This window comes from uncultured Campylobacter sp., from assembly GCF_938045405.1.
Taxonomy (GTDB): Bacteria; Campylobacterota; Campylobacteria; order Campylobacterales; family Campylobacteraceae; genus Campylobacter_B.
The window spans coordinates 1-11174 of record NZ_CALIMW010000283.1 but is presented as its reverse complement, the minus strand read 5'-3'; the positions used below and the strand labels follow the sequence as shown (position 1 = coordinate 11174).

11 protein-coding genes and 1 tRNA gene are annotated in these 11174 nt (G+C 44.6%); 5 read left to right on the top strand and 7 right to left on the bottom strand.

All coding sequences use genetic code 11. The features are described from left to right. Positions 1-251: 251 nt before the first annotated feature. Positions 252-374, top strand: a complete 123-nt coding sequence (locus Q0140_RS11615) for a hypothetical protein (RefSeq protein WP_297964758.1) — start codon at positions 252-254, stop codon at positions 372-374. 8 nt (positions 375-382) lie between these two features. Here the strand turns inward: Q0140_RS11615 and Q0140_RS11610 are convergent, their stop codons facing one another. The 6 genes from Q0140_RS11610 to murA form a co-directional block, all read right to left on the bottom strand. Beyond that, the gene (locus Q0140_RS11610) at positions 383-1471 is read right to left on the bottom strand and encodes a hypothetical protein (RefSeq protein ID WP_297964757.1); all 1089 of its coding nucleotides are present in this window, start codon (positions 1469-1471) and stop codon (positions 383-385) included. A 73-nt stretch (positions 1472-1544) separates the two neighbouring features. After that, positions 1545-2021, bottom strand: coding sequence for a pantetheine-phosphate adenylyltransferase (gene coaD / locus Q0140_RS11605; protein WP_297964755.1), 477 nt, complete (start codon positions 2019-2021; stop codon positions 1545-1547). After that, positions 2021-2575: a UbiX family flavin prenyltransferase gene (locus Q0140_RS11600; RefSeq protein WP_297964753.1), complete on the bottom strand. Its 555-nt coding sequence runs from the start codon at positions 2573-2575 to the stop codon at positions 2021-2023. The genes coaD and Q0140_RS11600 overlap by 1 nt, the downstream gene beginning before the upstream one ends. Before the next feature lie 76 nt (positions 2576-2651). Beyond that, positions 2652-2726 (bottom strand) — tRNA-Gly (locus Q0140_RS11595). Between the two features lie 61 nt (positions 2727-2787). Beyond that, positions 2788-3969, bottom strand: coding sequence for a molybdopterin molybdotransferase MoeA (locus tag Q0140_RS11590; RefSeq protein ID WP_297964751.1), 1182 nt, complete (start codon positions 3967-3969; stop codon positions 2788-2790). A 469-nt stretch (positions 3970-4438) separates the two neighbouring features. Further along, positions 4439-5707: a UDP-N-acetylglucosamine 1-carboxyvinyltransferase gene (gene murA / locus Q0140_RS11585; protein ID WP_297964749.1), complete on the bottom strand. Its 1269-nt coding sequence runs from the start codon at positions 5705-5707 to the stop codon at positions 4439-4441. Between the two features lie 124 nt (positions 5708-5831). On the opposite strand from murA, the gene Q0140_RS11580 reads away from it, so the two are divergent. The 4 genes from Q0140_RS11580 to Q0140_RS11565 all read left to right on the top strand — a co-directional run bounded on the left by Q0140_RS11580 (position 5832) and on the right by Q0140_RS11565 (position 9555). Then, on the top strand, positions 5832-6467 hold the full coding sequence (locus Q0140_RS11580) for an NlpC/P60 family protein (RefSeq protein ID WP_297964747.1): 636 nt from the start codon (positions 5832-5834) through the stop codon (positions 6465-6467). A 755-nt stretch (positions 6468-7222) separates the two neighbouring features. Then, entirely contained in the window at positions 7223-7780 is a 558-nt protein-coding gene (locus Q0140_RS11575) for a rhomboid family intramembrane serine protease (RefSeq protein WP_297964745.1), read from the top strand. A gap of 44 nt (positions 7781-7824) precedes the next feature. Next, positions 7825-8499: a histidine phosphatase family protein gene (locus Q0140_RS11570; protein WP_297964743.1), complete on the top strand. Its 675-nt coding sequence runs from the start codon at positions 7825-7827 to the stop codon at positions 8497-8499. 411 nt (positions 8500-8910) lie between these two features. Beyond that, positions 8911-9555, top strand: coding sequence for a ferritin family protein (locus tag Q0140_RS11565; RefSeq protein WP_297964741.1), 645 nt, complete (start codon positions 8911-8913; stop codon positions 9553-9555). 939 nt (positions 9556-10494) lie between these two features. On the opposite strand, the gene Q0140_RS11560 is transcribed toward Q0140_RS11565, so the two are convergent. Then, on the bottom strand, positions 10495-11174 hold a 680-nt coding region (locus tag Q0140_RS11560), incomplete at its 5' end, for a tyrosine-type recombinase/integrase (RefSeq protein WP_297964739.1).

The following is an 11174-nucleotide window of genomic DNA, read 5'->3' as shown; positions in this document are numbered from 1 at the left end:
AAAAGGCCGCGGTTAAAAAGATCTTTCGGCGTAAAATTTTTCGGGGCTTTGCTCGGCTCGTGCTCTTTACGGCACGGCTCGCAGTTAAATTTAGCGCTCAAGGACATCAGGCGAGTAAATTTTGCGCTTACGGACGCGTACTGGGCGGAGCAGGGCACCGGTCGATAAAGACGGTGCGCGTGCGGATAAATGGCACGTCGGGCGAGGTAGGGAGCCATTATACATAGCAGGATATGTGCTTTGCGAAGCGGATGGCGTTAGACGGAAATGGCGGCACTTCGGGTGGAGCAGGGCGGCATCGTCGTGTAGAGTGGGGCGCATTGGGGCGGGCGAGTGCTGCGCGCGATGATAAAACCGCGACGATGAAATTTTAAATTTTGCCCTATACGTTTATCGGCTCGGGATTTATTGCTATGAAATTTTTCCGCAGATCGCTAAGATCGCAATCGGTAGCCGTGATCGTAAAATCATCCGTCATGTCGAGCGCAAATTCGCCAAGACCTGCTTTGAGCTGCTTCACGCACTCCCAAATGAGCTTTTTAGCCTGCGCATATTTATCATTTAGCTGCGTTTCTTGATTGAAAAGATCGAAAATTTTCGCCGTTTCGTAGTCTACTTCGACCTCGGCTCGAAACTCGTAATCAGGAACGAGCCAAAGAAGCCAGCCATCTTTTCGCGCAAGCCACTGCGCGCGCTGTTCTTGCGAGCCGAATCCGATGATCGGCGGCAAACTCCTATTGTCGCAAGCTAAATTTATGCAGTAGAGTTTGCAATTCGGCGCGTGCTTTTTGATCGTCTCTTTAATCGCGGGCAGCAGCCTTTGCGCGGCGAGCTCATAAAGCTTTTTGTAGCTCATATCCTTATCGGGCTTTTGATAGCGCACATAGCCATTTTCGGTTATTAAGCTCAGCTCGCCCATTGCGTCAAATTCATAGTTTGTTACGTCATTCCTTCTGCCTGCGCGAGGGTGCTCTACATACTCCCGTCTTTGTGCGAGTTTGCCGCCTTTGTAAGTAAAATTTTCTATCCCATAGGCGTTGTTGTCAAAGGCCGAGTAGATGGACTTTAGCTCGCCATCCTCATAGATAAATCTTTTTATATTGAAGCATCCTACGCATCTTTTATTGTAGCAACCGAAATGATATTTTAAAACTTCGTCCCTCCCCCAAAAATAAAGGTTTTCAAAGAAATGTTTTTTGCCGTCATGTTGTCTTTCAAAAACGACGCGATCTTGCGCATCAAAGCCGTATTCGTAGGCGTTTGCGATATTTTTAGGCGCTTCTTTTAAAACTCTACCTTTTGAGAAACGGTTGAACTCAAAATAAAATGGCTCTAAATTAATATACTCGTCCGACGCCCAGCGCCTGCTTACGACCTGCGCTTCGGCTATTTTATTTAAGGCTTTGTATTCATCTCTCGCGCTTTTTAAAAACGTTCGCAGTCTTTCTATCTCATCCATTTGCTTATTCATTTTTATCTCCCGTGTGGCTTGTAAATTTTAAATTTAATCGCACCTGTAGGCTAAATTTTAATCGCTTGCAAGCTCATTTTTTTAAAAATTTTAAAATTTCGCTTGGCACCAGGTGCGAAACATCGCCGCCGTGGCTTAAAACGGAGCGGACGATCGAGCTTGAGATGAAGGCGTTTTTAAGCGTCGGCATCAAATACACGCTCTCAAATTCCTCCCATAGCGAGGCGTTTGCATAGCCGATCTGCAGCTCGTACTCAAAGTCGCTAACCGCGCGAAGCCCGCGGATAACGAAGCGCACGCCGCAAGATTTAGCAAAATCCACGAGCAGATTATCAAAGCTTTGCACGTTCACGCCACGAAGCCCGCGCGTCGCGGCTCGCGCCATCTCTAGTCTGGATTTTAGGCTGAAGTAGGGCTTTTTGCTCTCGTTGAGCGCGACTGCGACGATGACTTCATCAAAAAGCCCCAGCGCGCGCTTGATGACGTCCAAATGGCCGTTTGTGATAGGATCGAAAGTGCCCGGATAGATACATTTTCTTGAGTTTTGCATTATTGCCACCTTTTAAATAGCTCGTTTTGCACGCCCAGAGCGTCGCACCACTTGCCGATTATGAAATTTTTTAAATTTTGCACGCCGCAGTAGCCTGCGATCACGGGCGGAGCGATGATGACGCCGAGTGCGGCTAGCTCACTCATCTGACGCAGGCTGATCGCAGAAAGCGGCATCTCACGCACGCCAAGAACCAGCCGCTTGTGCTCTTTTAGCGCGACTGCAGCGGCGCGGGTGCTTAGACTGTCGCAAAGCCCGCCGTAAATTTTAGCCAAAGAGCCGATAGAGCAGGGCGCAAAGATTGTGGCGTCAATGCCGAACGAGCCCGAAGCGAGCGGCGCGCCCAGATCGGTGTCGGGATAAAATTTTACGTTCTTAAATTCCGCGGATTTTAAAGCCTCGTTCGCATCTATGCCGCTTTCGGCGCGCAGGACGCGGCGCGCGCCCTGCGTAAGCACGGCATGGATTTCATGCGGCGAGCTAGCAAGAAATTTAAGCAGATCAAGCCCGATCTCGCAAAAACTGGCGCCGCTTACGCAAACTAAAATTTTCATTTTAAGGCTTTCATATCGAAATTTTGCGGTTTAAAAACAAACGCGGCGGAAGGAATTTTAAAATTTGAAGTTAAGATGGAGCGGGAAACGAGAGTCGAACTCGCGACATCAACCATGGCAAGGTTGCGCTCTACCACTGAGCTATTCCCGCATGCGGTAAAAATAAAGCGCGATTGTAGCCTATAAATTTTCATTTGTCAATAATTTCTCGCTTAAATTTCATAAATTTTTACGATTTCTCCAGCGCGAACTTTGTCGCATTCGGGATCAGCCAAGAAAAAATGCGATGCCGCAGCCAGCGGTCTGATGCGCCCAGAAGGCGACGGCATAGGCGTAAAAACTCCGCCTTCATATGCGCCTACGGTTAAATTTACTCTGCCGCTTTTTAGCTTCAGATCGCTTGCGAGCTTGGCATAGATCGCCGCTTCTGCGCTAAAAGCCTCGCTTGCGCCGCTAAGCTTAAATAAGATCGGCAGTATGACTGCGCGCATAAGCACGAAAGCAGCCATTGGATTGCCCGCCATTGCAAAGACGAATTTGCCGTCTTTTGCGAAGCACTTGCTGGGGCGGCCGGGCTTGATATCGATGTGATCGAAAACCTGCAAAAATCCAAGTTCGCTCATAGCGCTTTGCATAAAATCCGCCTCCCCGGCACTTGCTCCACCGCTGGTAATTAGCACGTCAAATTTACGCGTAGCAGTATCTAGCGCCTCACACACCGCGCTAAAATCATCCTTTAAAATTCCTAAATACTCGTTTTCAAAGCCGTATTTTTGCAGCAATGCAGCAATACCACTAGAGTTGGCGTTATAAATTTCGCGCTCACTTGCGCTCTGCCACGGCTCTTTTAGTTCGTTTCCACTGGAAAATAGGGCGATTTTAGGACGCGCGTAAGCGCTTACTTCGTAAATTCCTTGCGCGGCAAGAAGCATGATTTTAGCAGGGTTTAAAATTTCGCCACGGCGCAATAAAAGCTCGCCCACGCGCACCTCCTCGCCTTTTTTACGAAAGCCGTCGTGGGCATGAACGGAAGCAGGGATTTTTAGAGTTCCACCTTGCACGTCTACATCCTCTAGCCTCGCAACAGAGTCCGCGCCCGCAGGCATTGGCGCGCCGGTCATTATCTTTTGCGCTTGCGTAGCCTTGATTTCGTAGAATTTCTCATCTCCTGCAAAAATCGTAGGCTCTACGATCTCTAGCTCTTCGTCTTTGAAGCCCGCCGCATAGGCATAGCCGTCAAGCGCCGAATTATCGAAGCAGGGCAGGTTTTTAATCGCAGAAATATCGCTAGAAAGGATGCGGTCTAGAGCGCTGGGAAGAGGTACCTTTTCGCTCTGCTTGCTTGATGTGATTCTAGCCGTAGCCAAATCTATAGCCTCATTTATTCCTATCATTTTAAGTCCTTTTTATCATTTTTTACATTTAAAATTCGCACAGTTAAGACCTTGCGTAGCCTTGAATTCTGTATTGCACCGGAACTTGCAAGGCTAAATTTTGCCCAAACAAATGCGCGAAATTTCATAGGCTTAATTGCCTTATTTTGCTGCTAGCGTTACTTAAAATTTCAAAACATATCGCTCGTAAAATTCCGCTTTGCCCTAGGAATTCCACCCACATTTGCTTAAAAAATTCCACCACGGCTCGTTCATTAAATTTTACCAAAGCTTGCTATTTAAATTTAAAGAGACTCATCCTTGAAATTATATCAAGATTTGCCTTTAAAATTTCGCTACACTTAGCTTTAGCGATTAATGCATTGCTGCTGATAGAATTTACGTGGCTCTTACGTAGCGTGGCATTTTAAAACGCGTTTTGTGTAAAATTCCACTTTGCTTGCTTGCGCAAGATTTTATTCCGAAGTCTTCATTCCTCGAGCCTCTGTATATCGACACCAAGCGCACCAAGCTTAGCTTCCAGCCTCTCATATCCACGATCTAGATGGTAAATTCTATGTATTTTGCTCTCGCCGCGCGCCGCAAGGGCGGCTAAAACGAGCGCCGAGCTGGCGCGCAGATCGGTCGCCATCACGTCCGCGCCGTTTAGCTTGCCGCCGCTGATCGTCGCGATGTGTCCGTTTAAGCGGATATCTGCGCCCATTCTTGAAAGTTCGCTTACGTGCATGAAGCGGTTTTCAAAAAGCCTCTCGTCGATGGTGCTGACGCCCGAGGAGATGCACGCAAGCGCCATAAACTGCGCCTGCATATCCGTAGGAAAGCCCGGATATTCGCTCGTGATGATCTCTACGGGTTTGATCTTTGAGGCGGGCAGGATCGTGATCTCGTCGCCACCGTTTGAAATTTCAAATTTAAAGCCCATATCTTCAAATTTTGCAAGCACGGCGCCAAGATGAGCCGCGCAAGCGTGCGTGATCGTGATACGAGAGCCCGTGATCGCGCCTGCGCACAGATAGGTGCCCGCCTCGATGCGATCGGGAATGATCGAAATTTCGTTCAAGCTTAAAAGCTCGCCGCCGCTTCCTTTGATGAGGATTTCGTTCGTGCCGATGCCCTCTATGTCGATGCCTGCGCTTTTTAATGCGTTACAAACGGCGATCACTTCGGGCTCTTTTGCCGCGTTTATGATATGCGTGGTGCCGCTTGCTAAAGCCGCCGCCATCACGATGTTTTCGGTGCCGGTGACGGTAATTTTGTCAAAATTTATAGTCGCGCCCTTAAGCCCCTTTTTTGCGGTGCAAACGACGTAGCCTTGCTCGATCTTAACCTCCGAGCCCATCTTTTCAAGCGCGCTAAGGTGCAGATCGATCGGTCTTGCGCCGATCGCGCAGCCCCCCGGAAGGCTTACTTCACAGTGTCTAAACCGCGCTAAAAGCGGCCCCAGCACCAAGATCGAAGCACGCATTTTACGCACTATGTCGTAGATTGCTTTGGTCGAGTTTACCTCGCGCGGATCGATTTTGGCGGTGTTGGCGTCGAGAAACTCGCACTTTGCGCCTAAATTTGAAAGCAGCTGAATTAGCGTGTGGATATCGGAAACTGCGGGTAAATTTTTAATTACAACTTCGTTTTTTGAAAGGATAGATAGGGCTATGAGCGGCAATGCGGCGTTTTTTGCGCCGCTTATTTTGACGCTGCCGCTTAGTTTTTTGCCTCCGTCAATTCGTAGATAATGCATAATTTCTCCGTGTAAAATTTCGGCGATTATACAGAATTTAGCTTTAAAGTTACCATTTTGTTACCGCCAGGCGCTAAAATTACGCCCAAATTTAATCGTTACATAATTTTATAAGGATCTTTATATGAAACAACTAATTATTTGCGCTTTGGGTGCGTTTTTGCTGGTCGGTTGCTCCTCAAAAGCCCCGTCTGCTGGCAGCCAGCAAGCGTATGTCTTAAACGATCATGAAGAAGGAATAACTTCGGTGCCGGGAAGCGAGTTTAACCGCTCGCTAATCGCATCTGTAGACGATTACACCGGCACTCGCGCGGGAGGGGACTGCAGCGGATTTATCACCGTGCTAAATGATAAATACGATGATCTATTTTTTAACTCAAAAGATCTGCCGAAATACTTCACAAACGGACGCAAATCCCAAGCAATATATAATTATTACAGCCGTAGAAATTTACTCAGCAATACGCCGCGAGTGGGGGATTTGGTGTTTTTTCAAAACACCTTGCGCTCCAATAAAGGCAAGATCAGCAACGAGATCAGCCACATCGGCATCGTGCGCGAGATATATGCCGATGGTCGCGTGAAATTTGTCCACAATACTCGCGGTAGAAATCAAGCGGACTTCGTAAATTTAAATAAGAAAAACGTCCATGTAGCGGGGCAAAAGATGGAAAATAGCTATATCGTCCGCTGCGGCAAAGACCGCATAAGCTGCCTAGCATCGAACCGCTTCGCAGGATACGGACGGGTGAATAACTAGAATTTTGAAAATTCTTTCGCCGTATTTTTTGAAAAATTTCTTATAACTTTTGGAATTTATTAGATTTTATGAAATTTCGTTAGACCTTTTAAAAATTCGCGGCGGTTTAATTTATGCTCTAAAATTTCAAGTAAAATTTTGCAGATAATTTAGCTTGGAATTCTAGCTATGACTTGCTTTATAGAATTTATTAAATTCCTAAAATTCTAATCAAATTTTAAAATTTTTATGGCTTTTAAACTCCTGCAGCAAAAACTTATGAATAAAAATTCATTTTGATGCTGTTATAGCAAGTCAAATTAGCATTTTTAACGCGTAATATAATAAGGATTTAAAATATTTACTCTAAAATTTATTTTGGAATTAATTTGAACTCAAATTTTTATTATTTTTAGTGAAATTATACTTATAATTATACATAAAATTCTACGAAATAGCTTCATATAGCTGAAATTTTATCGTTATTAAATTTAACGGCATGTTTGTTTTTTAATTTACGTCAGATAAACTTTATAAATTACGTAAAGCTTTCAAAAAGATTTATGGTCTAAATTTTATTACGGAGATTTTAATTCAAAGCTCTATATCTAAATTTTAGCGCAGCTATTTTGATAAGGCGCTTGCAATTAAAACTATTCGCCGAAATTTTGATGCCAACACTTATCTATGAAATTTATCTCGAGCCTATAAAATTACACGACGCCTTTAATTTAATCAAAATTTTGCTACTATGCGTGAAAAATTTAAGGAGTTTCATGCAAACAGGCAAATTTACTCTCGCGATCATTGTGGCGAATGTCCTATTTTTCGTGATTTCATTCGCATTAGAATATTTTTTTGGCTTTAAGTCCTACCTGTTTTTCGGGCTCAATCCGTATTTTTTCGAGGGGATGCCGTGGCAGCTACTAAGTTCATTTTTTATGCACGGCGGAGTGATGCATCTAGCGATGAATATGGCGATTTTGTATCAATTCGGCGGGATTTTAGAGCGAGCGTTCGGTGGGATAAAATTTACGCTACTTTACATCGTAGGCGGGCTGCTGAGTGGCGCTTTGTGTCTGATTTATATCCGTTATGCCATGAGCATGGGAGAAATCGTCAATATCGTAGGCGCTAGTGGCGCTATCTGCGTGCTTTTAGGCGTGATTGCTTATTTTGATGAACGCAATGCGGGCGGGATTTTTGTCGCGATTTTGATAATGAGCTTTGCGCCGATGTTAATGGGCGTAAATGTGGCATGGTATGCGCACATAGCGGGATTTGTGGTCGGTTATGGTTTTGGAATGATCCAGAAAAAATTTAGAATTTTGTAGAATTTAACGCTAAATTATACATAAAATTTTATGAAAGGATGCAGATGAAGCGGATATATTTTATAAGACATGCCGAGGCGCAAAGTGGCAACGGAAGCGATTTTGAGCGGGCATTAAGCCGTGTGGGCGAACTTTGCGCAATTAAACTCGGAGAAAATCTGCGTAGCTTGGGACTTATGCCTGATTTGATTATTACAAGTTCGGCTATACGCGCACTCCATACGGCGCAACTTATCGCTAATGCGCTGGGCGCGACAAAAAGGGTAGCGTCATTGCGAGAGTTATATGACGCAAGCTTATGGGATTTGGCAAAGTTTGTTCGCGGCTTGGATGAGAAACGATTTTTTGGGTGCGGTGTGAATGTTGAAAAATACAATGCGGTTGGTCTGAGTAGCGAAAAACATCGCGACGCAAACGCTGAAAATTCTGCTTTTAAGAGCGCTAAAATTCCCGCTAGCATTAGCGAAAATAATGCGATATCTTGCAACAATGTGGAAATTTCTAGCACAGATGTTATGCAAAATTTTAATGCAGCTAGCGCAGAATGCATATTTATCGTTGGACATAATCCGGCAATAGGCGGAATTTGCTCGCTTTTAGGCGAGAAGGAAGTCGATAAATTCCCTCCTTGCTCGATTTGCGGCTTAGAATTTGACGTTCATAAATTTTCAGATATTACTGATCATAGCGGCAAAATGGTAATGCTGCAGTGCCCTTAATTATGCTTTTAACGCTTCATAATTACAATTGGGCGGCTCGTTGCGCATTTTAAGGCTACTTTTGCCGAGCATTGTCATATACTCGTGAAATAAGACTGCGCGGCAAAATTAGCAAATTATTTTTGAGATAACTTTCAAATTTTAAAAAATTTCCAATGATGTGGCTCGTCTTGAAATCGTAGACTAAATGAGTCAGAAAACTAAATTTCATATTTTTAGATGATCGAGTGTTAGCACTTTCGCTTGAAATTCCATTTGCTTTGAAAAACCTTAAATTTAGATTTTACGGATGGAAATTTCACGCTGAAATTTTCTCAAAAATATAAATTTATTGAGAAGAATAAAATTTATTAAGTAAAATTTAATAGTAGCCGTGGTATCATTCCCTAAAAATTTTGATAGGGAATTAAAATGAGACAGTACGAAACTTATAGATGCGACAAATGCGGCGCGGAGGTCGAGGTGCAAAAAGTAGGCGGCGGTGCGCTTAGCTGCTGTGGCGAGCCGATGAAATGTATCACCGAAGATCTGACGCAGGTAAATTTAATGAAGGCGTTCGCAGGTGAGTCCCAGGCGCGCAACAAATACGATCTTTATGGCGATTTGGCCAAAGAGGCAGGCTTTCACGCCATTGCGCGACATTTTTACGAGGCTGCCGAAAACGAAAAATGGCATGCCAGAGCTGAGCTAAAGGCGCATCATGCAGCCGCAGGCATTCCGCTTGATAAGATGGATAAAAATCTGCTCGACGCTGCCGCAGGAGAGCGCTACGAGCACGAGAACATGTATCCGAGCTTCGCTAAAATCGCGACCGAAGAGGGTAAAAAAGAGGTTGCACGCCTTTTTAACGCTATCGGCAAGGTCGAGCAGGAGCACGAGCGCGAATACAACGAGCTTCAAAAGATCCTGCTAGAGGAGGGCTTTTTCGAGAGTTTCGACGAGGAAGTTTGGGTGTGCGAGGTCTGCGGTCACGTCCATCGCGGAAAGAAAGCCCCGGGCGCCTGTCCGCTCTGCAAGGCTCCGCGCGAGTATTTCAAAAAACAAAGGCTCGTCTAATTTTGATGCTTGCGGCACGGCATTTTTGCGATAGCTTTTGAAGCCGTCGCAAATCTCGTTTATTGTCGCGAGCCGATCGCTTAAATCTTGGCTTAAAATTTTGCGCGAGATTTCGTCTTTTTGCTCCTTTTTGCCGCGAATTCCGTGGCTAGACGAAATCTCGGGCTAAATTTATTTAGCCTAAACTCCTTTTCTTATCCCCCTAAGAAATGAAATCCTGCTCGCAAGAGCGGGATTTCTGTCGTAAAATAAATCTAAAAATAGTCATGCCGATGGATTTTGTATCTTTAAATTTTTATTATAAATTCCTATATGATTCTTGCGCTGTTTACGAAGCAAGCTTCGCATCGGTAAATTTCGCAGCAAACTTTGGTGGCAGAATCTTTTGTGTCTTTAATTTTAAGGCGAATACGGTGCGATGAGAATTTGAAGGCATATCAAACTATAAAATTTCGAGGGTTTAAATTTTAAATCATAAATTCCATCCTTGCGGAATTTGCAGATAAATTTTATATCCGCTACCTCTTAATATGTCGATTATCTTTTGCTTATAAAATCCTCGGATGAAATCCCGTATCGTCAAAATTTAAATGAAATTTTATACTAAATTTATCTAGAATTTTAGGCAAAATCGTATGAGAAAATCTAAAAAGTAAATTATTCTATATTCCAAAAGAGTAAAATTTTAGATTCTTTTGCGATCAAGCTCTAAGGCTCGCGCGTTAATTTTAAATTTTGCCGAGTTAAATTCTAAAGCTCGCAAGGTAAAATTTTTAGGTTCTGTTATGCTAGTATGAAAAACAAATTTCAGAATTTTTCAAAATAAAATTCTGAAATTCTTGTAAAATATTCCATAAAAACGATTTTAAAGCCGTCTCAAAACGAAATTCAAAAAAATCTCGCTCAAGCAAGCCTCTCGCTACCTCAAATTTTAAAATTTCACTCTTCGAATTCCTCCGCGACCTTCGCCGCAAGGCGCAGTTTGTCGCTGTCGAAGTGGGTGTAGATGCGCGAAGTATTTAGGCTCGCGTGGCCGAGGGCTTCTTGGACGAGTACGAGGTCCTTTTGCTTTTTGTAAAGCATCGTCGCGAAGGTGTGGCGCAGCATGTGGGCGCCGTTTTTTTCCTTGCGGATGCCCGCGCTCATTAAAATTTTCTCCACGATGCCGCTGACGTATGCTTGCGTGAGCGGCGCGCCGTTTTTGGTGACGAAAAGATAGCCCTCTTTGTTTGCAAAGTTCGTCTCCAGCGCGTTTAGATGCTCCTCGATCAAGTGGCGCTTGATCATTACGATGCGGTATTTATTGCCCTTGCCGCGGATTCGGATGACGAAAAGATCGCCCTCCGGCGCGATATCTTTGCGCTTGAGATTTATCGCCTCGCCCACGCGGATGCCGGTGTAGACGATGATTTTTACGATTAGGCGGTTACGATGCGCAAAGGAGGGGAACTCGCTTAAATTTATCGCGTCCAAAAACCGCTTCAGCTCCTCCTCGCTCATAAACTCAGGAAGCTTCGTGCCGCGGCTGCCGCTAATGCCGCCCCAGTGCTTAAGCTCGATACCGAAGTTATGTGAGGTGCCGTCCTGCTCGTTTTGGCGGTCGATGAAGCCGAAAAAAT